30 protein-coding genes are annotated in these 23,880 nt (G+C 52.6%); 5 read left to right on the forward strand and 25 right to left on the reverse strand.

Annotation, left to right across the window (positions count from 1 at the left end; genetic code table 11):
• The 4 genes from BQ9846_RS15990 to BQ9846_RS16005 form a co-directional block, all read right to left on the reverse strand.
• Window positions 1-237 (reverse strand): hypothetical protein (locus BQ9846_RS15990; protein WP_075882041.1); only part of this gene is annotated, 237 nt, incomplete at its 3' end.
• A 51-nt stretch (window positions 238-288) separates the two neighbouring features.
• Window positions 289-930, reverse strand: coding sequence for a ParA family protein (locus BQ9846_RS15995; protein ID WP_075882042.1), 642 nt, complete (start codon window positions 928-930; stop codon window positions 289-291).
• A gap of 649 nt (window positions 931-1,579) precedes the next feature.
• Complete coding sequence (locus BQ9846_RS16000; RefSeq protein ID WP_075882043.1) at window positions 1,580-1,828, reverse strand: helix-turn-helix domain-containing protein; 249 nt, start codon at window positions 1,826-1,828, stop codon at window positions 1,580-1,582.
• A 297-nt stretch (window positions 1,829-2,125) separates the two neighbouring features.
• Complete coding sequence (locus BQ9846_RS16005; RefSeq protein ID WP_144049488.1) at window positions 2,126-3,508, reverse strand: helix-turn-helix domain-containing protein; 1,383 nt, start codon at window positions 3,506-3,508, stop codon at window positions 2,126-2,128.
• Window positions 3,509-4,037: 529 nt separating this feature from the next.
• Here BQ9846_RS16005 and BQ9846_RS16850 point away from each other — a divergent pair.
• Window positions 4,038-4,298, forward strand: a complete 261-nt coding sequence (locus BQ9846_RS16850; RefSeq protein WP_210433214.1) for a Rha family transcriptional regulator — start codon at window positions 4,038-4,040, stop codon at window positions 4,296-4,298.
• Window positions 4,299-4,304: 6 nt separating this feature from the next.
• Here the strand turns inward: BQ9846_RS16850 and BQ9846_RS16015 are convergent, their stop codons facing one another.
• Entirely contained in the window at window positions 4,305-4,889 is a 585-nt protein-coding gene (locus BQ9846_RS16015) for a hypothetical protein (protein WP_075882046.1), read from the reverse strand.
• A gap of 494 nt (window positions 4,890-5,383) precedes the next feature.
• Here BQ9846_RS16015 and BQ9846_RS17305 point away from each other — a divergent pair, with 494 nt between their 5' ends.
• Complete coding sequence (locus BQ9846_RS17305) at window positions 5,384-5,608, forward strand: antA/AntB antirepressor family protein (protein WP_083651648.1); 225 nt, start codon at window positions 5,384-5,386, stop codon at window positions 5,606-5,608.
• 867 nt (window positions 5,609-6,475) lie between these two features.
• Here the strand turns inward: BQ9846_RS17305 and BQ9846_RS16025 are convergent.
• Entirely contained in the window at window positions 6,476-6,655 is a 180-nt protein-coding gene (locus tag BQ9846_RS16025) for a hypothetical protein (RefSeq protein WP_075882047.1), read from the reverse strand.
• A 1,232-nt stretch (window positions 6,656-7,887) separates the two neighbouring features.
• Here BQ9846_RS16025 and BQ9846_RS16035 point away from each other — a divergent pair.
• Both BQ9846_RS16035 and BQ9846_RS16040 read left to right on the forward strand, forming a co-directional pair.
• A complete protein-coding gene (locus tag BQ9846_RS16035; RefSeq protein WP_075882049.1) occupies window positions 7,888-8,430 on the forward strand; it encodes a hypothetical protein in 543 nt (180 codons plus the stop codon).
• A gap of 267 nt (window positions 8,431-8,697) precedes the next feature.
• Complete coding sequence (locus BQ9846_RS16040; RefSeq protein ID WP_075882050.1) at window positions 8,698-9,210, forward strand: hypothetical protein; 513 nt, start codon at window positions 8,698-8,700, stop codon at window positions 9,208-9,210.
• 24 nt (window positions 9,211-9,234) lie between these two features.
• Here the strand turns inward: BQ9846_RS16040 and BQ9846_RS16045 are convergent, their stop codons facing one another.
• The 12 genes from BQ9846_RS16045 to BQ9846_RS16100 all read right to left on the reverse strand — a co-directional run bounded on the left by BQ9846_RS16045 (window position 9,235) and on the right by BQ9846_RS16100 (window position 17,724).
• The gene (locus tag BQ9846_RS16045) at window positions 9,235-9,771 is read right to left on the reverse strand and encodes a hypothetical protein (RefSeq protein ID WP_075882051.1); all 537 of its coding nucleotides are present in this window, start codon (window positions 9,769-9,771) and stop codon (window positions 9,235-9,237) included.
• A 38-nt stretch (window positions 9,772-9,809) separates the two neighbouring features.
• Complete coding sequence (locus tag BQ9846_RS16050) at window positions 9,810-11,930, reverse strand: AAA family ATPase (protein WP_075882052.1); 2,121 nt, start codon at window positions 11,928-11,930, stop codon at window positions 9,810-9,812.
• A gap of 20 nt (window positions 11,931-11,950) precedes the next feature.
• Entirely contained in the window at window positions 11,951-12,391 is a 441-nt protein-coding gene (locus BQ9846_RS16055; protein WP_075882053.1) for a hypothetical protein, read from the reverse strand.
• A gap of 38 nt (window positions 12,392-12,429) precedes the next feature.
• The gene (locus BQ9846_RS16060) at window positions 12,430-12,882 is read right to left on the reverse strand and encodes a hypothetical protein (RefSeq protein ID WP_144049489.1); all 453 of its coding nucleotides are present in this window, start codon (window positions 12,880-12,882) and stop codon (window positions 12,430-12,432) included.
• Complete coding sequence (locus BQ9846_RS16065; RefSeq protein WP_075882055.1) at window positions 12,879-13,208, reverse strand: hypothetical protein; 330 nt, start codon at window positions 13,206-13,208, stop codon at window positions 12,879-12,881. Before BQ9846_RS16065 ends, BQ9846_RS16060 begins: the two co-directional genes overlap by 4 nt.
• Before the next feature lie 22 nt (window positions 13,209-13,230).
• Window positions 13,231-13,416: a helix-turn-helix transcriptional regulator gene (locus tag BQ9846_RS16070; RefSeq protein WP_075882056.1), complete on the reverse strand. Its 186-nt coding sequence runs from the start codon at window positions 13,414-13,416 to the stop codon at window positions 13,231-13,233.
• A gap of 220 nt (window positions 13,417-13,636) precedes the next feature.
• Entirely contained in the window at window positions 13,637-14,368 is a 732-nt protein-coding gene (locus BQ9846_RS16075) for a hypothetical protein (RefSeq protein ID WP_075882057.1), read from the reverse strand.
• Complete coding sequence (locus BQ9846_RS16080; RefSeq protein WP_075882058.1) at window positions 14,365-15,681, reverse strand: tyrosine-type recombinase/integrase; 1,317 nt, start codon at window positions 15,679-15,681, stop codon at window positions 14,365-14,367. Before BQ9846_RS16080 ends, BQ9846_RS16075 begins: the two co-directional genes overlap by 4 nt.
• A 200-nt stretch (window positions 15,682-15,881) precedes the next feature.
• Entirely contained in the window at window positions 15,882-16,103 is a 222-nt protein-coding gene (locus BQ9846_RS16085; protein ID WP_075882059.1) for a DUF4224 domain-containing protein, read from the reverse strand.
• A gap of 2 nt (window positions 16,104-16,105) precedes the next feature.
• The gene (locus BQ9846_RS17310; RefSeq protein WP_075882060.1) at window positions 16,106-16,597 is read right to left on the reverse strand and encodes a helix-turn-helix transcriptional regulator; all 492 of its coding nucleotides are present in this window, start codon (window positions 16,595-16,597) and stop codon (window positions 16,106-16,108) included.
• 90 nt (window positions 16,598-16,687) lie between these two features.
• On the reverse strand, window positions 16,688-16,990 hold the full coding sequence (locus tag BQ9846_RS16095; RefSeq protein ID WP_075882061.1) for a helix-turn-helix domain-containing protein: 303 nt from the start codon (window positions 16,988-16,990) through the stop codon (window positions 16,688-16,690).
• 143 nt (window positions 16,991-17,133) lie between these two features.
• Window positions 17,134-17,724 (reverse strand): hypothetical protein, encoded by a 591-nt coding sequence (locus BQ9846_RS16100; protein WP_075882062.1) that lies wholly within the window; start codon window positions 17,722-17,724, stop codon window positions 17,134-17,136.
• 178 nt (window positions 17,725-17,902) lie between these two features.
• On the opposite strand from BQ9846_RS16100, the gene BQ9846_RS16105 reads away from it, so the two are divergent.
• The gene (locus BQ9846_RS16105) at window positions 17,903-18,967 is read left to right on the forward strand and encodes a competence protein CoiA (protein ID WP_075882063.1); all 1,065 of its coding nucleotides are present in this window, start codon (window positions 17,903-17,905) and stop codon (window positions 18,965-18,967) included.
• Between the two features lie 183 nt (window positions 18,968-19,150).
• On the opposite strand, the gene BQ9846_RS16110 is transcribed toward BQ9846_RS16105, so the two are convergent.
• The 7 genes from BQ9846_RS16110 to BQ9846_RS16145 all read right to left on the reverse strand — a co-directional run bounded on the left by BQ9846_RS16110 (window position 19,151) and on the right by BQ9846_RS16145 (window position 23,638).
• Window positions 19,151-19,516: a hypothetical protein gene (locus BQ9846_RS16110; protein ID WP_075882064.1), complete on the reverse strand. Its 366-nt coding sequence runs from the start codon at window positions 19,514-19,516 to the stop codon at window positions 19,151-19,153.
• Window positions 19,500-20,105: a Panacea domain-containing protein gene (locus BQ9846_RS16115; RefSeq protein ID WP_210433215.1), complete on the reverse strand. Its 606-nt coding sequence runs from the start codon at window positions 20,103-20,105 to the stop codon at window positions 19,500-19,502. Before BQ9846_RS16115 ends, BQ9846_RS16110 begins: the two co-directional genes overlap by 17 nt.
• A 65-nt stretch (window positions 20,106-20,170) precedes the next feature.
• On the reverse strand, window positions 20,171-20,590 hold the full coding sequence (locus BQ9846_RS16120; protein WP_075882065.1) for a terminase small subunit-like protein: 420 nt from the start codon (window positions 20,588-20,590) through the stop codon (window positions 20,171-20,173).
• A gap of 121 nt (window positions 20,591-20,711) precedes the next feature.
• The gene (locus BQ9846_RS16125) at window positions 20,712-21,242 is read right to left on the reverse strand and encodes a terminase small subunit (protein ID WP_075882066.1); all 531 of its coding nucleotides are present in this window, start codon (window positions 21,240-21,242) and stop codon (window positions 20,712-20,714) included.
• 341 nt (window positions 21,243-21,583) lie between these two features.
• Entirely contained in the window at window positions 21,584-21,880 is a 297-nt protein-coding gene (locus BQ9846_RS16130) for a hypothetical protein (protein WP_075882067.1), read from the reverse strand.
• A 10-nt stretch (window positions 21,881-21,890) separates the two neighbouring features.
• The gene (locus tag BQ9846_RS16135; RefSeq protein ID WP_144049490.1) at window positions 21,891-22,148 is read right to left on the reverse strand and encodes a hypothetical protein; all 258 of its coding nucleotides are present in this window, start codon (window positions 22,146-22,148) and stop codon (window positions 21,891-21,893) included.
• 680 nt (window positions 22,149-22,828) lie between these two features.
• The gene (locus BQ9846_RS16145) at window positions 22,829-23,638 is read right to left on the reverse strand and encodes a tetratricopeptide repeat protein (RefSeq protein WP_075882070.1); all 810 of its coding nucleotides are present in this window, start codon (window positions 23,636-23,638) and stop codon (window positions 22,829-22,831) included.
• Window positions 23,639-23,880: the final 242 nt, after the last annotated feature.

Genomic DNA, 23,880 nt, shown 5'->3' on the forward strand with positions numbered 1-23,880 from the left:
CCCGCCACGCCTTTGGATGTACTCATCCACCGCTTCGGTGAAAATGTCGACCATCGATTTATCGTGAGCGGCAGCGAAAGACTTCAAGCGACGACGAAATTCGGGCGAAACACGGAAATTGCACGGCACCTGTTCGCCTGCTTCCGGCTTGCTAGTTGCATTTCCCACCACATGAGTCGTCTCTTGTGGTGTCGGTGGTAATCCTTTGCCGCTGGGCTTCTTGCTTGGTGAGGCCATCTGTTGCGCTCCTGGTAGTTCGCGTTAAAGCGTCAAAGCGTTATTTCTTTACTAGCTTATCGCTTCTAGACGGTCGATTAATGACTGGATCAAGGCGTCAGCTTGCTCGCGCGGGCCTTTGTAGGGGCTTTCCACAACCGACTGACCGCCATCTTGCGCACGCCGGAAAGCTGTCTTCTCAGGGATCTGGGAGTCGAGCACGTAATAGGGGGTGGCGGCGAGATAGCTGCGCGCTTCATCCAGCTCGCGCGGGCTATCGCCAGTCTTCACCAAGGCGACAGCGATGCGCTCCACTGAGACGCCATGCTCACCGGTCAACGCATTCGCCAGCAGCACGGTCGGCTCCAGGTCATCGAGGGAAAGCCCTGTTGGCAGCACTGTAAGGTGCGCACGCTTGGCTATTTCCACCGTCGCTCGGGTTGCGTGTGGAGCACCGTCCATCACCATCAGGTCATAGGCATCCGCCAGCTTCAGTGCTTGCCCCACAGTACCGAAGGTTTCCACTGCCACCACCGGCTCAACTTCTCGCGCAAGTCGACGCTGAAGCCAAGAAAAGCTAGTCGCCTGGTTAATGTCGAGATCCGCCACTTTCACGTTCCAACCGGCAGCCGCGTACGTCGTCGCCACCGCCCTGGCTAAGGTCGATTTTCCCACGCCACCTTTCTGGCTGATCACACCAACAACGTAACCCATGTCATCGCCTATTCAGTTCGATTTCGTTTCGGTGGGCAGACGATACCACCCATAAATAAATGACGCTATAACGCAATGACGCAATAAACGTAGTAGCTAGCGAGAAAGGGTAAGAGCTATTGATATAAACGGTTTTACTCAATCTGAGTAAAAGTGAAGGCGTTAACCTTCAATGCTAAGACGGAGAACACTCTTAAATTAGTGATGACCTGGCACCCAAAAGTGACCCCAAGTTGGGGTAAGTGACCGACCCCATTTTGGTAAGAGTCATACCGTTATTGGTGACAATCATGCGAGCGTTTAACCCAAAGATTCAGATGGAATACAGCGAGAAAATAATCACCGCAGAGCATTAAAAAACGACGACCATCCGCGCAAGCCAGCAGCCGTTGGGACGCTCAACTACGAAGGTATCGTAGTGAAAGACACAGATCGGAAAAATATCCGACCCTGAAGTGCCATAGGGGCAATGAAACCTACCTTTTGCAGATACGCTGAAAGGCCCTACTCCACATCAGGCCTCTCCAAGCGATACACCGCAGAAGGTCCCTAGGCGAGAGGAGTATCCATAACAGAAACCCCCTATTGGGCAGGAAAGCGCTCGGCTGAAGGTAGGTAACTCACTAGATAGCTTCCGTTGGCATTATCTTCAAATATCGACAGCGCGCTGATAGCACTTCAAAGCGCGCGTATAGGTGCCAAGCCCTGGACGATCCACCGGCACTTCACGCACCACCGACACGACAAGGCCCTGATCTTCCATCAGCCGCAATGTGCGAGCAACATCCGTCATCCGCTTCCCCAGACGCTCAGCCACGGCGGCGGCAGGGAGGTATTCATCCTCAGGCTCACTGGCTAACAGATCCAAGATCATTTGCTTGTTTCGTGTCATCCGCATGAATTATCACCTAATGCCATAGGGCTCTGCCTCAAGTAGTACGCATGGACCACTGCCCAACGTCTTATGATTACCTAATCCTGAAAAGTGATCGAATAAAACATCTCAATAAATAACAACGGTCACGCCCCTATAGGCTTCGCCCCAAGTAGTACGCATGGACCGGTTATCACTTTCTCGATTAACTAAATCCAGTCCTGTTACAAGCGAATCAAAGCAGTACACATAACCGATTGTCACGTTGAAACCATGAGCCTTAACCCCTTACAGGCTTCGCCCCCAAGTAGTACGCACGCACTAGTTATCACTTTTAAGCAGCTTCACGACACGAGGTTGTGAAATACCCAATTCTTTCGCAATGGCTCGCTGTGAAAGACCCTTGGCGCGTAACGCTAACGCAGCTTCACGGCGCCGTTTCGTTGTGTCCGCCATGTTCTCCAGGTATTCGCTCCTCTCCGCTATGCCGGCCAGTCTGCGCCGCTGTCGCTCACGTTCAGCGTGACGTTCGGCTGCTTCCGTTTTGCTGATGATGGTTTTAAGCTTTTTCTGCTCTTCATCAGTGATTTTCAGCGCTTGAATCAGCGTGTCATTGCGCGGAGTGTACAGCGGAGGATATTTGCGTCCGTTGAACTCAACCTGCTCACCTTGTGCGTACGCCGTCGCACGCCGGAAGGTGGTGCCAAGGTCGCAATCTTGATACGTCCAGCCAGGGGCGATCTCTTTGGCGAGAGAGCGGGCTTCGTAGTGAAGTTGATTTGCCTTGGTAGGCTCGGCGAGGGCGAGGAAGTTTGTCGTCCAAAACAAAAACAGCATCCGCTGCCCTTCAATGTTGCCTGAGCGCATACTGGCAAGCGTGCGAAGGTCTTCTAGGCGATCCCAGGCAAGCTGACGGTCGCTGAGGCGTCGTAGGCCGTATTTCCCACCCCGGATAAGGGTAAAGCTCTTGCGGCGCCTCTGACGCTCCTCACGGGCCTTCTGCTCGGCTTCTCGCTCCGCCTCATAGATATGCCTCGGCACATCCACCAGCTCATCAAACAGCGTATCGAAGCTGTAACGCACCAACTCGCCATCTCGTGGGTCTCGATCTTCCCAAATGACTTCACAGCGCTTTTGGTTTTTCTGATTGATCGTGCCTTCAAGGCGGAGAACGCGAGAGGCGTCACGCGCGCCTGCATCAGCACCAATGTGCTCAAATCGCTTCACTAGGCATTTTTGCGCATGGTTCCAGCGCATGACCGCCGCGCGAGGAATGGGCCTATCCAGCAGCCACTTCATGTGTACACCGCGACCACTGAACACAATTAGGCTCGGCGCTGGCACGCCTTCGTCTTGGCATGCTATCAAGCAGCGCATCGACCACTGGTCGCCATCGAGGTGCGTGGCTGGCCCCGGGTCAATATCGACAAACATCAGGCCGACGCGCGCTAAATTAACGACGCGCCGATTGGGCTTGGTGAACTCAGCTTGACTGATGTAAGTATCGCGATCGCGCGGAACCGTCGAGAGCACTTCCGGCAGCATGCGAAGTGGATAGGATTTCTGGAGCATCCCTTTATGAGGATGCCGGGACACGACAGAGAAAAAGCCCCACTGCGAGCTGTGATAGCTCTCGGGCTCAGAAATAAGCTCAATCTGCGTATTGGGCGTGCGTTTAACGCACACTGGGGCTATACTGGGCATACGGCAATCGCGCCCTCCCGGCGCTTGTCTCCGCCCCCAGGTTCCTCTTCTGCCGCCAAGCTCCGAGGATCTGGGGGTTTGCTTTTTTATGGGGCTAACCTACCCCGACTCTTATTGCTTACCTCACCTAGCTTACATCATCTTTTTGTGTTCTGCCCGCACTGATTCATTGATAGCAGTGGTCCGCTGCGACGCGCCAAGGGTGTCGATAGTATCTACCCCCCGTTCATCATCATCCAGCCTGCTCGCAGCGTTGCGGTGCGAGCATGAATATCTCGGCTAAGTCTTCAGCCAAACACTAGAAAACGGGAAAGCGTGATGCTCAATCGGCGAAATTTTCCGCTGATTGCCAATATGCGCCCTGCCATCCATAGAAATGCCCGCCTCAAACAGAGCGCTACAATCTGAGTGGGAGCAAAATGCTCTGAGTGAGAGCGAGCCGTACCCCGTCGAGGCAGCACGAGCGCAACTCTGCGCTGGTTATTGCGGCATAGAAAAGTCAGCTCAGCGCAATTTTCCGCTCAGTACCATGAGCAGCCGCGAGATTGCGGAGCTGACTGGTAAGCAGCACAAGCATGTGATGCGCGACATCGAGAAGATGTGCATCCAGCTGGAAATTGACTCGGCCCAATTCTGGGCTGAGTACCGGGACAGCACAGGACGCTCTCTGCCGTGCTTCAACCTCGACCGCTACCACGCCGAAGTCTGGGTTGCTGGCTATGAGCAGGCAATTAAAAAAAAGGTGGCACGATATTGGTCGCGCCACCTTTTTCTCGTTATCGGCTATTGAACTGTATTAAAACGGACCGTCCTTGGTGTGATACTCGATCCAGCTTTCCCTATCTTCTTGCTCTTCTTCATCGACGCTAGACTCTCCAGCGTGCTCCGGGCACTCGCCTGCTGCGTTGAGATCCTCAGCGCGGTGAATAATATGGTCGCCGCAACACCAGCAGGTTCCATAACCTTCATCATCGGATGCGCATTGTTGAGACACCCAGCCCTCCGGAGTGTCCCCGTTGTACGGATCTCCGATCGGCATAATATCGAGGCTCTTTTCTCCACAACACTCGCAGGGCGGCGCCAGGCCAGCATATACGACGTCAGCGAGATACTCGGTGGGAGCTTCCTTTAGAGGCGATGACTTCATGGCAGTGACCCGTTCTTTTACGTGTTTCAGGTCAGGGTCGTAGGAGTCGAGCCCATTGCCTTCATCATCTACCCAGCAATCTCCATCATCTATCATTGCCTTCTTGCTGTTATACCCAAAGTAGTGGGAAATCAGCGCATGAGCATGAGAAGGCTTGACCTTGCGGTTGTCTGCGGCAAACGTTTTGATGATGAAGTCGGCCGCTTCTTTGGTGACATCGGTATCGGTAGTCATGATTGCGATCCTATCTATCCGGCACCGGCAGAAGCCTGAAAGGCTATGTTGAGCATTTAAACAATCTGCCAGAGCCTATAAATAGGTGCTTAGCGGAGGGTAACTCGGGTTCTGAATGCCTGATTAGGTTGCTCAAATCCAAGGTCGGCACAAACCTAGCTAGAAGCCAATACCCGGATATTATGAAGTCACGCTGCCAAAGTCAAACCTGACGCCAGCGCTAAAATAGCCTGAGCTAGTGACAAACGAAAAGGGCCGAATCGGCTCAACATGGGCCGACTCGGCGCAGTTTTGCGCTAAGCACCAGGCGTGCCTTACCATCCATGGAAACGTCCGCGCACATGGACCAGTTCAGTCACTGGCCTTTTGCTCAGAATTGAGTAAAACCTCTTAAATTATTGATTGTAGGGCTTCATTTTTTTGTGAGCCCATTTTAAAGCCTTTTCCGGGCTCCATTTCGTGAGCCACAAAGTCTTGCTCTTCCAGAAACCTATATTGATCAATACGGGTTTACTGAGGGCCGAGACTTTCTCCCGATTCTGGGTAAAAACCCTAACGGCGGGCGTCCTAGCAAGGAATACGCTATTTCCCTCGACACGGCCCCGTGGTTAACCAATGACAGCGCCTTACTGATCGCGGCGTACCGGTATTCCACCAGCGGTGGAAATCTCCACAAAGCCACACATAAACCCACGTGGCTATGGGCTTCAGAAGGGTAACAGGGCCACGACAGGGCCACGGTAAAACCGGTATATCAACGGCTGATACAGGGGGTGGGTCAACGGCTGATATATGTCAGCGGCTGTACTACCCCTGATTTGCGTTATAGCCACCGACGAGAGGTACAAACGTTGTCACCCTCATGGGTGATAGTGTCTCCCCTTTGATGACGTGACCGATGCTTTCGACCTACATATCCGTCATGGATATTCAGCTCCCCGGCGAATCGCAGCATCGCTCAGTCGATAGCTGAATTTGTTGCTGGCAGTTCATTTGTAGCGTGTTGATCTCGACCTCGGTGTGGTTATTGGCGCGCCTTTGGCGCCAACTACCCGGGGTGGCCTGAAACACAGGTCTCCCCCGTAGGGGCAGAAAAACAAGGCCAGTCAAAGCCACGTGTCATGCGGGTTTCAGTGGCCTTGTGGCCTGATTTTACTTTTAGGCCAGCACTCCTCACGGAAGCCTCAACCATGCGGGTTTATGTGGACTGGCCTTGTGGAGTGGCCTGATTCAGGCCAGCAGGCCAGGCCAATCATTCAGGCCAGCTATCGGATTAATAATGGTTGGGTGCTAGGCTTTTTATTAGCGTTACCGCACCATCAATCCTCATAGCCTGCGGAGCCCTCATGAAAACCAAAACCTTGGAGGATCGTCTAACTTCTGGCCACTCGCGTAAGCCTGTGCGTGCCCAGACTGCAAAGCCTTACCGCTTAACGCCGTCTGAGATTGAGAGGTTGCGCAGTGATTCTGTCAGGGCGATGGAAAAGCTAATGCGATAATTGGGCGAGCTGTGCGCCTCATTATGGTTTTTATCATTCATGGTCTTCCGATCGGTGGTGTCACTGACTCGAGATAAGACCTCTCGCCTATTGGCCGAGGTTGCTAAGCTTCCGCTCTCGATTCAGTTCAGCTTTGAGCTTTTGGACTTTGGGGCTCATGGCGAACATCTCAGCCATCCTGCGTTCAGCGAGCAGCATTTCCTTGCGTAATGACGCCACTTCCTCGGCGGTCAGGCGCTGAGTGATATCGTGTTTTGTTTTGTTCATGGGTTATCCCTGTTCTGGCCCTATCTCTCTAAAACAGCGTCAGCTTTGTAATCGCAGCCGTTGCGCTTTGTGGCCTTCTGGTTGCGGTGCTCGCCCTTTTTATAGTGTCAAGAAACTCGGTCTCTCTCGCCCGCGCGTACTGCTCCGAAAGCTACGGCCCGCCCTTTCATGCGTAAATAGCGGTAGCCCATAGCAATCCTCCTACGCCCATAAAAATCCAGGCGGCAACGCTGTTTTTATCTTCATACTGGAGGTACGCCCCAATAAGAAACAGCGCTATTCCGATTACAAGTACCAGTAGGCTCATTGTGTAAGACCTTTTCCGCTTGAATATAATGCGCACCATAATCGGTCCAATGCGAGCCTTTGAACTCGTGCTAAACCATTGGCTCAGTGCGTGACCAAGTCCGTGCCAGCACGAACAGCGCAATTCGTACTAGAGCCTCGTACCTTGAGTTTTCCCTAGTATCACAGCGCCAGCAATAGCTGGTTTTCGCAGGTTCCTATGATTGGTTTCGTTGGGGTGAGACTGCGCGCTTATTACGTTTTATAACGGTTCGAGGCCGGGTATTCGAATCCCAGCTATTCGAACCAAGTTCGCGCGAACAATGCGAACCTAAGCTGCGAACCAATGAACCGCGTTGAGGTTTTATGAGGTTTGACACCCTATTTATCCCTACCTGAATGACGCCTGATAAAGCCAGCGCAGCGTTTCCAGAAGGAAGTCTTTGCAGGTCTGGCATAGACGATACAGGGAACCTCTATCTGATTACCTGCTTCCTTGCACTGGGATTGCTGGTGGCATGTGGGATTGGTGTCCGTTCGTGGGTACAAGGGCGGCAAAGGTAGGTATTCGGGTTCCTGCTCGTGGTTATCCATCATGGTGTCGCCCTACTGGTGAATGTCTCGTCACGCTATCAGGATCGGCCAGTATTGGCATTTACCCTTGGGGTTTAGTTGCGCTCTTATCTTAGCGCTCTGGGCATGATAACCCTTGCCTAAACCTTGCCATCAGCGAAAATCTCAAAGGCTCACTCCCAGTCGTCAGCCACACCGCTGTAAATGGGCTTTCTCGATACGGCTGCAATTTTGGGTTATAAGCCCTCAACAGTACATCGCGGATGTAACCCTTACCGCGCCGGCGCACCCGCTCAGCCTTCCCCACATGAGCAACTTATTGATTAATTCGGGCTGTAAAATTAACCTGCTCCCTTTCGATTTTAGGTATAGGCATGAAAGCACTAACCGCCATTATTGACTGGTTTGGTCCATATACCCTGGAGCAGGTTCGGGAGGTCACTAAGTTCGATTTCGATGATGGCTTGTATGTGCTAATCGGCAAACAGCCATTCCAGCGAAAATCCTGGATTCAGTACATAGGTATTGCGAAAAGCTTGAAGACTCGCCTGACATCACAGCATCCAGCAGTTGGGCACATCCCCCGTGATTTAGAGATTTGGTTAGGCGAAGTCGCATCGCCTCGAACCCCGGGCAGAAAGATGAAAGTCACAGACAACATGCTGGATTTGGCGGAATGGTCGCATGCTTATTATCTTCAGCTGCCGCTGAACAAAAATAAACGCAAAACACCTCCCTTCAGACCAATTACCACCTATAACCGCTGGTGGAGAATTGATTACGAGACCCCCTATCTAAAACGACCTCACGCCGACTGGCCTGACTTTATCGACCACCTAGGAGAGGATTATCTCGCCAAAGTCGTATGGTTTGGTGGCAAGCAGATAAAAGGGCCTGTTTCTGATTTCAAAAAATGAACAACGTCATATATCAGCTAAACCTGCAGTTGCCAATCTTTCCCTGAGCCGTTTGCTCTAAGCAGCCTGTTGCCATAGAAGGGCGATATAACCGTAGGCAATCACTTACGTACTCATTCGGTGATTTCCTACAGACAGCCTTCACTCAATGGACCATGCTTCGTGTGACGCCTTAACACCTCACGTTGTGGCAAGGAGGCCATTTCGTCTGCAGTCACGCGAGCCAGGGAGGGTTCTTGCGAACACCCGACAGCGACGGGAGTGAACATGGATTCAGCAATACGACGTGCTATCGGAGCAGGGTGTGTGTTTGCCCTTCTGCCACTGACATCTCAGGCCGAGGTAATCGACGTCGCAGGGAAAGTGGAGGCATTTTTCCCGGGCGGCACATATGAAAACGTCTTTGAGAATGCCAACATTACTCATGTTGCCCATACGTCCGAAGAGGATTGGACGTTCTATACGCTGACTCTTTACCAAGACCACAAACAAAAGCCTTCTCGGCAGTGGTTCCGCAGCTTCGTGAAAGGTCAGGAAGATTCAGTTCAGGAGGGTACAGCCAGCGTAATAAATAGCTCTGCGGAAGGTGGCGACATTTATGGCACTTTCAGCCTCGCCGGCGAGATGGAAGGAGCGCCCTATGAAAAGCTATGCCGGTTCATCATGAATTCCAACGATTACGCAACATGGTGCGTAGCCGCAATTATTGACCGCGCCGACACTCTCAAGGCCCGTCAGCACTTCGACCAGTACAAGAACCAGTTCGCGTTGCGTGACTGATCCAAGTTGGGATAATAAGTCATATTACGCGACGCTAGCCGATAACTGCTCAATACGTGCCTCTAGCTCTTCATCCGTTAGACGGCGCTCTGGTGGCTCGTCATTCTGCTCTTTGTCGTCCAGCCCAAAGGCTTGGCGCTCAAGGCGTATACACTTGCCTAGGGCGTCCACGCCACTATTAAGCGTGCGCGCAAAGTCGGCGACGTTATTGTCGTTCACGTCCATCTCAGTCAGAACGGCAGCGAGCTTGCTGGCGATTCCCTTCCAGCGGCGTATAGCCTCCCTGTGTTCCAACACCACAGCGACGTTGGAGTCGGCAGCGGCCTCTATCAGGGCGTTATCGTCGTCGGGCAGGTTCTCGTCCAGGTGCGTGCTTTTGCTGCGTACCAACTTGGCGTTGGTAGCCGCTCTGACGTGCTGAGATAGATCACGCTGCCAGCCTTCCGCCTTGGCACGCTTACGGATCGTGGCTTCATGCGCGCCGTGCTTGGTGGCGATAGCGCGAATACTTAAAACACCAGCCCTGAAATCATCATGAATAGCGTCCCAGTCTCTTTTCATCCTCACTCCCTATTGCATTGCAGTGGCAACGGACATCTTCACCACAGATGGAGCGTTCCATCCTCGTGTAGCTTTAAAGCCCTTTCTTCTAAAGCTTGATTCGCCATTTTTTCCAACAGGTCCTTACCGACACCAAAGTCGTTTTCTTTCCCGCCATACAGCCGACGTAGCTTGCTACGTGTTAACGGATCCCCCGACTCAGCTTTTCGGCCAATGAGTTCTTTCAGCCGGGGTAGGACCTCTTGATAGCGGTCTTCGCTACGCTGCTGGACGGCTACGGACTCTCGCTTAGGTGTCTCTATCGGCTTGAGCACACCTCCCACGCTGCGGCGCATCCACTGCTCATCAACGTCGGTGCGGTAATTCGATTTCACGACGCTGAACCGGACCAAGTTCTTTAAATCGTCCTCATTGATCCCTTTACCCGGCTGTGGCTTGGCCAGGGTGGCCGCAAATCGGAGGGCGTCGACGAACGCACTGGCGCCGCGTATATCGTTAACATCCTCGCCGGTGCTGCCTTTTCGGCTGTGGTGAGCGCATAGCACCGTGACACCGGTCTCCTCACGGATCTGCTCGAGCACTTCAACAAATCGCGTCGCCGCTTCATTGTCGTTTTCATCGCCAGAGCGAAAGCGCGATACAGGGTCGATGATGATCATGCGGAGATCGGGAATTGCTTTTGCCATCCGGATTAAGCGAGAGATGCGCTCTTCGTGTCGCACGATGTCACGGCCGTCATGTATGGTTAGGCGGTTATCTTTACCCAAAACCGAAACGGGGTAGTACCGCTCACCCAAAGTTTTTGAGTCGAGACGACATCCATCCCATTCACTTTCATTCACGATGCTATGTAGCCGACGAGACATTTCGTCCTTGCTATCTTCCGCACCAAACATAAGAACAGATCCGGGTCGCTCGATCTTTCTGCCCATGAAAGGCATCCCGGTAGTCACAGACGCCGCCAGTTGCATCAGCCAATAAGATTTACCAGTTGAACCAGGAGCGACAATTGCCGCAGCCACTGGTTCGGGTATTAAACCATCCACCACATAACGCTGTGGCGGCGGCTCTTTGGCGAGCAGATGCTTAGCTTTCGACTGTTCGAGGAAGGCCAGAATATCGTCCTCTTCATCGTTCATCGGCACCAAAGCGTCCCGCAGAGCATCAAGCCCTCGGATAGCGTGATAATCGTTCCAGTCGCTGCCCGCCTCGCTATCAGCAAACTCAGGTAGCAGCATCTCGCCTCCAGTCGCATCAGCGGCTTTCTCGGCGGCATGGCGGCCTGGATTGCTGCCGTCACCCTTACGGTCGTTGTCCCCTGCAATCACTAAATGCGCCCCGGGTGCTTCACTTCTGACGCGTTTGGCAGTAGGAAGAAGTGCGCCGGAGGTGAAGCTAACGGCTACCGTAGCCCCGGTGGCCGCGTGGACGCTGGCCCCTGTGGCCCACCCCTCTACTACATAAATCGACTCGGAGGAGCCTGAGATTACGTGGTAGCCGCCTTTCATCTGCCCGCCAGCCATAAAGAGCTTGTCACCGCGCGGTGTGATTGCCTCAAGCGTCTGAATTCCCGAAGGCCCTTCTACGCTGACCAGCAAACAGTTTGGCAGTGTGCCGGTACGATTCTGGTCGTCGAACCAGATTGCTTCGCTAATATCGGCTTGCCGTAGGTCGCCGCAGGGTTGAATACCTTTACGCATGAGGTAGGGGTGGTTAGAGGAAGCTGGTTTTGCAGACTCCCAAATGCTGTTCGCAATTTCGGCACGCTGAGCCTGGTATTTGCGCCGATGCCGCTCTTCCGCTTCCATACTCTGACGCAGCTGATCTAGCTCTTCTCGATTAAGCTTGCTGCCTTTATGAGCACTCCATGTTTGCCGAATACCGTTGCGCCAGCATCCAAAATGCCCCGCCGCTACTCCATCGAGATGAAGGGCGTAAAAACCTGCCTTATCGCCGCTCTTTCCGTTCGTGGGATAGCGGTGTAACTGGCCATCTGGGATGACCCTTTGAGGCACTGGTAACCCCGCTTCTGCGATTGCAGCGACAAAGCTTTCAACGGGATCTTCCGTGCGGTTTTCGGTATTGCTGCGTATAATATGAGTCACAATTTCGCGCCTCCAGCGCTTTTCAGCAGCCTCGCCTCCCGCCAGCCACAGCACGGAGACGAGGCTTTTTGTTACTAGGCTTGTTGGCGGTGAGGCAGTGAAAGTTGCGCTACGACGGGGCCCAGCAAACCGCGCAGGTCTTGCTCGACGTGATAAAGCCGATCCGCTAACCCATTAAGGGCCTCTCGACTATTTACCGGCGTCGACTGACTTTGCTGGTGTTGCTCAACGATGTCGGCAGCCCTCTCAATCGTTTCCAGCGCATGCCGGATAAGATCGATTGGACGAAACCACCGACCGCCGATGGACACGGGGCGCGTGAAGGAATTTGTCCGTTCAACACTGCCACCTGCTGTCTGTAGCGCTTCAAGACCACAGCGGCAGCAGCGAACAGCACGCCACGTTGGCAGATAAGGAACCTCTTCTGCCGGCATGACATCAGCGAGGCCGATAGCGATGCTCAACAACTCGGCATAGCTATCGATCATGTCGATCACGTCATCAATATGGGGCACTGTTACACTCCTGCTGTGGTTCACACCTGTACCAATAATTAAAAAGGGGTACGGGCTGAGGTTTTTGTCCTGCTTTCCTGATTTTTTTTCTTCACAGGCTTATTTCGTTCAGCCTCATCCACCATTTGCAGCAAAGAGGCCGCGCTTTGCGCTAGCACGGGTAGCGCAACATCAGGCATATCTAGAGCAAATGCTTGCTCAGCTGCATCCAAGAGGTCGGCCGCCTGTTGAAGCAAGAAACCCCACTTTTTAAGCGGGGCTTCGTTATCTAACGGAGGTGTTGAAGAGGCTTTGGAAGCGCATGTGTGCGTAATTTGTCGCGACCTTATTATTGCCACGACCCTGTTTTTGTTGGTTTTTTGTAACTGATAAAGATCGCTCCCTTGATGGGTAAAGGTCAGCGCTTCAACCAAACGGTCGATGCGATCACTGGTCGCTTTTGCGGCACTCAACATGTCTGAGAGAGGCACCTGGCTTGCAACGGATGTCATAAGCTTCCCCCACGCATGGCGGCGTAATGATTGGCGAGATTGAGCGCCGCGGCGCGGCTTTTAGGGGAAATTCGGTAAGACTGGAAGTGGGCGGTACCACCGTGACGATGTGTGTGTTTATAAGGGAGCTGAAGAAAATCGATACCTTTGTCCCGCAAGGTCGAAATCGTTGTGTGAAAGCACGTTTCGCCATATTCGTCTGACGCGTCATATTGCATGACATAACGACTTTCTCGGTCGGCACGAATAAGCATGTCGAGCGCGAGCTCGATTTTTAGTGGCTTGGCTGTTTTGCGGCTCTCACGAGCGGCATTGGCTGCTGACATAACGCTTATCTCCGTTTGCTTTTTACGATGCTGTTAGTTGCTCTTCTTCCCAGCGCTTTACGTCCGCAATCCGCCAGCGGGAGAAGCGATACCCCACCCGCAATGGCTTCGGAAAGCGCCCTTCCCGCACCCAGCGAAATAACGTCGATTGACCGATACCCAGCCGCTCAACGATTTCCCGGCTGTTCAAGTAGCCTTCGTCGTTCATTTTTTTACCTCCAGACACGAAAAAAACCCCGCGCGCAGGCAGGGTTAGAAGAGTTGTGTAATAAATTTTAGGCACAAAAAAACCGCCCTTTCGGCGGCTTATTAGCGCGATGGATTATTTACCTATGCAAAAATCCCATCCTAGGGAAAATAATACTTCAAAGGCTCATTACTTGCAAGATGAACTGAGAGCTTTTGGGCGTAATTGGCAGCAAGCGAGCCTAGAGCGAGCGCCACTTCATCTGATAATGGAGGCATTCAAAACAGATACGCTCTTTCTTAACGACATCGGACGCTTCGCGCGTGGTGAGTTGGCGGCAAACTACACAGCGCATAGGCCTGCCTCGCCCGGGCTTTTCCCGCTTTAGAAGGTTTTCAGCACGTAAGTCACCAGGGTTCTGGTTCTTCAGCAATGGCGGAATGCTTGCATCAGACAAACGGGATGCCAGTGGTGTGAAGCTCTCCTGGCACGCCTGTTCAGCGTTCAATATCCATTCATTGAAGCTAGGCCATGAGCGAGCCACAACCCCCAGGGAGGATGTCAGCTCATCTGGCTTGTCCGCTGCCATCCACACATGGCCGTAATACACCTTGCGGTTCGGCGTGGAGAAAATTGTATAGCTCTGCCAGCTATAAAAATTGAGCAGCAACAAATCCATAAGTCGTTCAGGTGTCGGCAAATCTATCGTCACCTGACCATGCTTTTCTCCCAGGTCGACCGTGTACGGCACGCGCTCTGTTGACGCCTCGCCAACTAGATCAGAAAAACGCGGATAAACGTACACCCTATTCATTTGCTGGATGAACAGGGCTTCCCCTTCAGCTGTCTCCAGCATACGAAGAACGCGACCCTTTGCCATTCCGCGAAGCCGATGTATCAACTCGCCACGCAGGTACGGAAGATCATCGCCAAGATCATCAATTAGCGATACCTGCTGAAACCCACGGCTCATAGCGCCACCTCATGGCCTGATTTACGTCGCATCGGCGTCACGTTATCGCCGGGCTGATTCGCTACATGATCCAGCACTAGGGCGCCCCACGCCTCAATAATGCGGCGTTGCTGCCGCTCATACGTTTGGTGCTGGTAGGCCGCTTCGATCGGGTTACGGCGCGCGTGTCCCAGCATACGGTCAATCAGTTCAGGTTGTGCGTCGAGGCACTCACCCCAAGCGGTAGCGGCACTACGGCGCAAATCGTGGATAGTGAAAGGCTTCCTCTGCCCTAGCTCGTTGAGCTTCCCGCGACGTAAACGCGTCATGGCCGTTGTCAGGCTGTCTGCGTGAATACCGTCGCCGGTTCTGCCCGACAATACTGGACCGCTAGTGCGCTGTTTAATGCGCTCACGGATCAGCGATACTGCCATTGAGGGAAGGTATATCGTGCGAGCGGTGGAGGTTTTCGCGCGCGCCGCCGGTAGATGCCAGGCCGCATTGTCGAGGTCTAATTCCTCGATGCGCATACCGGCCACCTCATCACGCCGTGCCCCGGTCAAAACAAGCAGCTGGATTGCCGCTTTGGTCCAAGGGTCCATACGTGAGGCGGTCACTGCCTGCCATACGGTCCGAAGCTCTTCCAGTGTCAGCACCACATCGCGCGGCTTACTTGTACCCGCACCGTACGCACCGGCCTTCATGCCATCAGCCGGGTTATCATCGATCCATCCCTGGTGACATGCCCACGCAAGCGCGGCCTTCAACGTGATAAGGCTTGCTCTTGCCTGCGCGGGTGCCTTTTCCGCAATGCGTGTCAGCACCGGGGCTATCACTGCCCGGGTTAACTGATCCACCGAGAAGGTGTTCAGCCTATTAAGGTGAAGACGCCAGCGACGACGGTGCGCCTCTAGGGTGCGAGGGGTTAGCGACTTGTTACGCTCGATATGATCCAGCCATCGCTCCATGAGTTCGCTGAATAGCGGCACGATAAGGCGCGCTTGCTTCTCTGCGCGTGGATCACAACCAGAAGCGACTATTGCGGCGTTTTTACGGTGAAGCGCATGGGCCGTTTCAATATCAATGGCCGGCCACTGGCCGAGCGTAATATCCACGCGACGCGCACGACGCTTGATCAACTCACCGCTGTCGCTTTTCTCGTGACCGCCGCCAATGCTTACCCGCGAGATCCACGACTTGCCACCCGTAGGGCGAACCTCCAGCAGTAAACCTCCGGGCGTGGCAGAGCCATCGGTCACACGATAGGGCTTATCGCTAGGCTTTAGCGTTTCGATACGGCGCGGGCTTAACCGCGTGGTGGGCTGTCGTGCCATGAGAAAGTCCTCGCCACTACTCAACCAGAGATGGTTGCGTCGTCACGACGAGAACCCATGAAGCGACTTTAATCATAGCCAAAAAACGACCGTATTTCATGTAAGGAATACGGTCTTTAGCGATTAAATCAAATATATAAGGCAATTTTTTCATAAGATGGCATTGATAACACCACTTGAAACACCACTTCAGCGAGCGGTTACGAGTTCAGCGCGTCAAAGTTAGGCTCTACTCGGCGCCTCTCTCGTTTGCCGTAACCACCGAACACCTCTTCAACATGCTTACGCCCGACCAGCAGTTTGCCTGCCGCATTGATCTTCCAATAGATGCCCATGGCATCCAGGGCTTCACGCTGGCTCTTGGTCTGCTTTCTGCCGGTCAGTTGTATTAGCTCTTCCGCCGTCAAAAACAAATCCTTCACTTTTACTTCCTAGCCTCTTTGTTATCTCGAATCAGGGCTTCCCATGCCATGACATCATCGACATGCCAGCGTGCCGGGGTCCCATGACCGCCTGGCATAACTGCCTCAGGGAATCCTCTCGTCTTAGTCCAGCGCTTCAAGGTTGCACGCGAGACTCCGTAGCGATCACACAGGTAGGTTGAGGGCCAATACGTTGAGGCGGGCGGCGACTTCCAGGCGGACTCCGGATTAGGTGGCGTCGGCGGGGGCAATGTTTCGGTGGGCGCCTCAGGCTGAGGCTTCTTCGAGGTATCCTCAATTTGGTCAGACGAAGCGTCCTTCCAAACACGCTCTATCCATGCGTCGATTTCGCTCTCACGCCACAGGCGCTTTCCGAAGATCAGTTTGCCAGGGGGAAACTCACCCTCGCGGATCAGAACGTAAATCTTCGTGTGCTTGAAACCTACCTTGTCCTGGAGGGCAGGCAGGGGGAGTAGACGCTCGCCTGATTTCAATCTCGGTCTCCACTTGGCAATATTTTCCTAATAGCGCGGTATTAAGTTTCTGTCGTACTGATACTCAATGCGTCACGTTTTAAGCACATCTTATTTTTGATTGTTTTGCTTATCACGTTCGACCTTTTGCTCATTCAATAACTGACAGATAGTCTCCGCAGTAACTTTTCTATGCCGCCTAGAGGGCGGTCGAGGGACGTTAGAGGTATAGTGGGTTTCCGGCTGAACAGGAGGTTGTCTGCATTTTTTGAGGTAAGCTTCGATAGCGCTCTGTTCAAACCGGACATTGCCACCCAGCTTTATAAAGCCAATCTCGCGCTTCATTGAATATGCCTTTCTCTCACTGATGCTGAGCCACTCAGCAAGCTCTGATGCTGTCAGCAAGCGCTCCATAAAAACCTCACCCTATGCGCCAAAATTTAAAGCGTTAAAGCGTTAAAGCGTTAAAGCGTTAAAGCGTTAAAGCGTTAAAATTTTCAGGCAATTTATAGATGCTACGTGAAAAATATTAAAAAACATCGGCTTGTTGTTTTGCCTCAGTAAGGCGCTGCGTCATAAACCTCTTGACCTAAGTCTTTCAGCATGCCTGATATTTCCTTAAAACGACCCCTCACTTTCAACCAAGATCCAGATGATCCAACTCGTTTTTGATCTATTGCATTCAAAGCTGCTCGCTTCGATTGAATACTTTCATGCGCTGCAAAGTTGCGCAGAGCTGTTAGTCTTTCAAGCGCTTGCCTATACTTCGTTTTTTTAATTATGTCGACCAAATAATGATCGTCTGGGACAAATTTTTTGAGCTCTTTGATCAATCCACCACGTCCCCTGAAATCAAAATACCCGCCTTTGAGCACGAGATATTCACAAACCTCGTCTGTTAGGTGCTTCGGAAATTCAACACCAGTAGAATCAGAGATTGCCTTGGTATCGTTGTTGATTGCGCAAACGAGAGCAACCAGCATTAGTTGCTCAAACTCTCGATAGAGTCTGATTATCGCGTAGTCATAGCACCAACTCTTCTCTTTTTCAGAGAGCCCTGATGCAGAAAATTCGGTGAACGTCTCAAGCTCAATGACTTTATCCTGAAAGCTAGCAGCTGATTTTTTCAGGCTCTTCTTCTTAGGCATCAATGCCTCCCATTTGGTTAACACGTCAATTGCTAGGTGTTGGGTTACTAACTACTATCAAAATCCAGAAACAGACCATTGCTGTAGTAGGTTAGTGAAGCACATTACACATCACATACTTGCCAAGTAACCTAGCAGCGCAGTATCAGATATGGCGTAGAGTATAGGAGGGCAAAAAATGCCGCTGAAGTGCAAGCTCGACGGCGAGCCCTGCTTCTCGTTCACCTACACCACCGAGGACTGGGAGGCGCTTAAGGCTGCTAGAAAGCAGCACGATATGCGCATGCCATGCTGTGGTAGAAGAGCTATCCCTAAAACCAGCTCTCTCGGCACACCGTTCTTCGCCCATACCCGTCGCGGTGAATGCGTCTCTGGCCAGGAAACCCGTGAGCATTTATTGGCGAAGTACCTAGTTGCTCGCGGTGCTTACGCAGCTGGATGGAGTGTAGATGTAGAACATAGGGGGGAGACACCCGATGGCGAGGCCTGGGTGGCAGATGTATTTGCCACCAAGGGAAAGGCTAAAGTAGCCCTTGAGGTTCAGTGGTCTCCGCAAAGCGAAGATGAGACACGCCGCCGGCAAGAGCGGTACCGGGCGTCAGGTGTCCGCGGCGCATGGTTCCTGCGAGAAACGCGGCAATACAATCCCTCCTTCCTGAGCATCCTGTCAGAGCGCGCCACGCCATCCTTCGTGGTCCGGCTCGACGACAGTGGGCAAGACTTCCGAATCGGTTGGTCACGGGTGTCGCTTTCAGACTTCGTCGCGGACCTGCTCTCAGGAAAGGTTCGATGGTCCCCGCTTCCAGGTGAGCAAGGGCGTGTGGGCCCTGTAGTGCTCGAAGAGTCTTGCTGGAAGTGTCATCAACCGACAGGCATCGTTGCCAGCATGGTGATGGAAGATTCCCAAGGCATTAGGGTAGGGGCGTTGGATTACGATGATATAAGAATCCGAGAAGATCTTATCCGTGTGGTTTCAGAGTCTGATCTAAGGCGCCGACATCAAATCGGCCCCCTTAAGCACAGATTTAGCCGCACAGAAGGGCGCTCCTACTTCTCCAATGGCTGCTTCCACTGTGGAGCGCTACAGGGGCGCTTCTTCATCCGTGAAGCCCTGCTTGAGGTCTTGGTAACGGACGATCCTGATCCGGTCAGCTGGACCTCCTTCGTGTTCTCGGAGGCAATGGCCAAGGAGTTAGGCGGGTGGCGGAGTATCCGTCTCGCAGACATCAGTGCTGATGAGTAACGTTATTGCGTTAAAGCGTTCTTTAACGCTGGAATAAATCAGTCAAATCCTAAAATAGTGGCCTTCTCCTAGAAAGGATCACGCTCAGCAACTATCAATTCTTCATGGGTTTTACCACCTAGCGGTAAAACTACTAGGGCAATTTTTTATCGCAACTGCCAGCGCAACACAGCGATTCTGCGATTAAGAACCTCCGTTTCCGCTGGTAGGAAACAAGCCGCGGATGACGCCTAAAAAGGCTGCAAACAAGTTGACACAAGTAGCCGTCGTAATAGCAATCATCACCCTGTCAGAGAAGACTGGTCGCGCCTTGTAGTAGCTTGCCCACCCAAGCCACACTACGATGATCATCCAGAACGCAACGCAACCAACGGCAAAGAAGAATGCGTATCTCGCGTACTGTTCTCGGAGCTGCCTATATGAGCGCAGATCGTTGGCCTGTTCTTCATTGATATCCGAACGATAGGGCCTCTCCGCCTGCGGTTGGTTATCATCGCTAGCAGGGTCTTCTTCAGCCCCCTCTAGATTGACGTTAAACCGTTTCCGCATCTGACTCTGGCATCCTTTCTGGCGGATGAATATGTAACGCCATATGGTCGTGAGGAATGAAACCGCCATCAGGTGGGCCCATTGACCAAGCTGTTCCAGGCTCATGTGTCAGCCAAGATAGGCGCGGGCCGCTGAGACCTCCATAGGTTTCGATCACAAGATCAATGTACTCTTGGGCCTCTTCATCATCGTCCATAATGCTGGGAGTAACGATTTTGAAATCACCGTCTTTTTTTAAGGCCGTACTAATCTTGCTCGTGACGGGCCGGGCTCCATAATACTTAATGTCATGATATAGCGACGGAATTACGGGGCCATATGTCCAGCGAGCGAAGTGATCATCCATGAGAGGGGTGCCTTCATGGTCTCGTAGATACCAGGACTGAACATAGAAGAGCAGCTTTTGCAGCTTCATCGGCGTAAGATCGCGAATCTCGCCTTTCTGAGCACGCTCAATGAAGGCGTTCGCAACCGCTTGTGCTGAATAAGCCACGCCAACCTCCTTAGTGCCAGACGATTCGATATCTAAAAAATGAGGGACACCGAGGATAAATGCAAGGTATCCCGGTAGCAATACACCACTCGTCATGAGTCTCCCGCCAAGAACGATATCGCTTGCGTAACTCACCTTTATTGATCCACCGACTCGGTGAATCAGTTCTCTACGTCGCCCTCACCAGCGGCAACCAGCCTGATCTCAGTAACAGCCTCAATCGGCCCCTCCTCAGGTCCCGCTACTTGATGCCGAGGCGAATGCGCCTTGGGTGACATGCGCTCGGCTGACCACTTCAGGCCATCCATCACCGCCTTGGCCACGTCAGGCTTAAGTTCATTAGCCAACAATTTCTCAATCGTCTCCACGATCCGATCAGCATGGGCATAGCCCGCGGCTTCTCGCGCACGCACGTACTGCTCCGAAAACTCAGGGTGTTTCCCATCGACCACCCACAGCAACACGGTCGAAACAGATGGGAATTTATCACTCGAACAAATCGAGCGGAGAGATTCACCAGCGGCTAGGTTTTGGCATAACCGGTTGGCTAACGCTTTGTTGTACTTCGTCGGCCGCGCCATGGTCACACCTCCATCATATCGGTGATATGGACTTGATCAACTATCAACGAGCCGGGTGTAACGGGGGTCAAATAGGGCATGTCGCGCTCCTCACGGATGGCGTAGATATAAAGGCCGGGTATCACTCTAGCTTCTCAAGAGCGTCTTCATGGGTAAGGGTTAGGCTGCCAGACACCTCCTTCTGATCCTTCCAAGCCTGGACGTAGGAGTGCCGGCCAATCATCTCGAGGTTTTTATGCTTGTCGGGCCAGCGAATCTTCTTCAGAAGGCCTTTAACTTCCCGGTCATCGCCAGCGCCGTCCGCTATCTCACTCACATCTACGCCGGAGACGCAGCGGCGCCACACGCTCGGCCATTGCTTTACCGGGAGCACGCGGCCGTCGTCATCCAGGATGTCGGCAACGTCCATTTCGTCGATTTCGATCAAGCGCTGGAGAACACGATCCGCATCCATTTCAACTCGGCGGCTTCGCTCTTCTCGATACTGTTCTAGCAACTCTCGTATCTGAGGTTTTTTGAGGTTGTCAGCCCCCGTGCGATACGCCGTTTTTTTGCTATATCCAGCACGAATTGCCGCCTGGGTGGCGTTAAGGTCGACTAAATACTCTTCGACGAAACGTGCCTGCTTGGGAGGCAGAGAGGGGTTGGTCATGTGGCGATCCTCACGGATGGCTAAAGCGTTAATACGTTAATGCGTTATTTCGTTACTGTGTAGTTTATCAGCTTACGCCGCCATGCGCTGACACGGCGTATGGCACGATACCCGGCGCACTTGATGTCACGATAACAGCGAAGAGGAAAAGCGTCGGGTGTCACCACGATAGGGCGCGGCGGGAGAGCAGAAAACCGTAAGCAGCCGGTTTTCGTCTGGTAGCGTATCTCGGTGTCCACGAAGCGGCGGGGCATTGCATTTCTCCTGTAGCGTTCATACGCCTACTATAGGAAGTCACTGCAAACCCTGCGAGGGTCCGGTATGTGTCGACAGCCTCATTTTCATACGTACGGCTTGATATTCAACAATTCCCCGAACGCCTCGTTGTCTTTCCTCAGTCTCCCCGGATCGGCTATTTCATTATTTTCCAGGCGCCTAACCTCCTGATGGGTAAATTCCGATGCCTTTGACCAATGAATCTCTTCCAGCGTTAACCCATCAAGGAAGAACTCTTTAGAGCAGCTTCGCTCTGGGTCGAAGGGATCGTAGAAAGTTACCCGAGTCAGCCCATTTATCTGAGCGCCACAGACAGTGCTGAAATCTACCAACCAGTCATCGTCAATAGAGCCGCTGGCCATACTCACCTCATCAACTGCTGCGCTGAGCCAGCCTGAAGACCGACAGCATGATCACGCTAAAGCCGGCCTGTAGGTAATACAGGTGCCCGGTGTTCTCCATGAAGTAGTCCAGGCTCATTGAGGGAATGATCAGCGAGGTAATCACCCAAGCCCCCAGGAAAGCAAAGAAGATCGAGAACTTTCTTAACTGCCTGAACCAGGGAGTAAGCGACAAGGCGAAAAGCGCGACCAGAAATATCAGCACCATGCTGACCAGTGAGAATGCCATCGATACCCCAAGGGATCTAAAGACCACTTCCATGCTTACCCCCCCCCCCTTGCCACAATTCAACAACTATCCATAACACCTATTATATCTAGTTAGCGATACCGCCCCTTTATCACCGCTTATCCATGTGGCTTTGAGCCATTTTCCTAAAATACCTTTAATCTACATTAAATGTAATTAAGGTGTGGCAGATAGGCGGGTCTCAGGCGGTTTCTCGTTTCGCATTTTCTTCTTCCATTGAGTTTCTCGGACCCCGCAGAAATGCTGGACAAGCTTGTGGCCGTGCGCTCTTATTGGCAGTTGCTCGCATCGAAGCGCGGCATAACAGAAGAGGCATCATGGCACGTATGAGTAACACCGATAGATTGATCGCAGAGGCCCGCCTGGCTCAGGGCATGACAGAGGAGGAGGCAATACGCGATAAAGAATTTACTGAGTGGGCTCGTTTGCTACGCTCGACTATCACTATGACTGCCTTTGTGTATGGCAGCGGTGGCCTAATCATTGGCTCACTATTCTCATGGCTTCTTAGCAACTAACTACAATCACACCCTAGAGCAGCAGTTGGCACTGACGACTGTCTCTAACCGCAATGGACAGCAGTTAATAATACGGCACCTATGAGAAGTACGGATAAAAGAGCGCGACATCATGGTCCGGTCGCGCTCATCTCGCCATTTTTATGGGAACGTAGTGACGTCTTCCTCAGTCGGTAACGGATCTCCGTAAGACCAATGCGCAGCTAGGGACTCTGCTTCAACGCGCTGCTCCGGAGACAAGTAATACTTGTTATTCAGGTAGCCCATGAAGATCTTTCGCTTGTATGGGTGATCAAGCATCTCCTCGTTCGTCTGTGTCAACGGGCCAAGCGCCATCGTGTATAGAGCCCCGGACAGAACCCTGTTGTAGTATGGGTTTTGGTTGCGCATGCTATACATATTAGCAAGAGAGTTCCTTGCGCTAGAATCACCATGCTCATGTGCCAAGCGCATATACTCGACCGCTTTTTTCATGTCGCGCTCCACCACATCCCCCCTGCGGTAGAGATGTCCAAGCTTATAGTATGCAAAACCACTGCCAGCTTCGGCAGCTTGGGTGTACCAGTAGATGACCTTGTCGATACTCTGAAACGAGCCTGGCTTTATATAGGCTTCCGCTAACTGATGCTGAGCACTCTGAATTCCGTCGTTTGCCGCTTGCTCCATGAGATCCAAGCCCTTGGCAAAAATTGCAGTTACTCCCTCAGGCAGATTGTTATTGTGCAAGTGAGAGTATCCCATCCAATAAATTGAATTTATTTCGCCAGCTTCAACACCTCGCTGAAGAATTTGGTAGGCCTGTTTGAGATTGCCGTCAGATTTCCAAATCTCGCGTACTTGGTCCATGTAGGGGCTTTTCGAGTCCTCAGCTAGTGCCCCTGAAGCAAGTGGCAGAGCCACCAAGCAAACCAACGCAGCACGACGAAAGATTGGAATGATAGGGTTCATCATGATGAGACGTTCCTTTGTCATCTAGTGGGTGGAATCGCCTAGTTTATATTTAACTCTGCTTCGCTTCATCACCAGCCATGAGATAAGTAACATTGAGAAGCTCCAGGGGCTGCCAACGGGGAGCGTCACGGCACGGATGCCGACCACGGATGGTCAGCCCCACCTAAACAAAAACGCCCGCTCGGTGGCGGGCATTTCAAACTAATCATAACCGCAATTATGTTCGGTTTGCCCCGGCACGA

The organism is Vreelandella massiliensis, assembly GCF_900155385.1.
GTDB classification, from domain to species: domain Bacteria; phylum Pseudomonadota; class Gammaproteobacteria; order Pseudomonadales; family Halomonadaceae; genus Vreelandella; species Vreelandella massiliensis.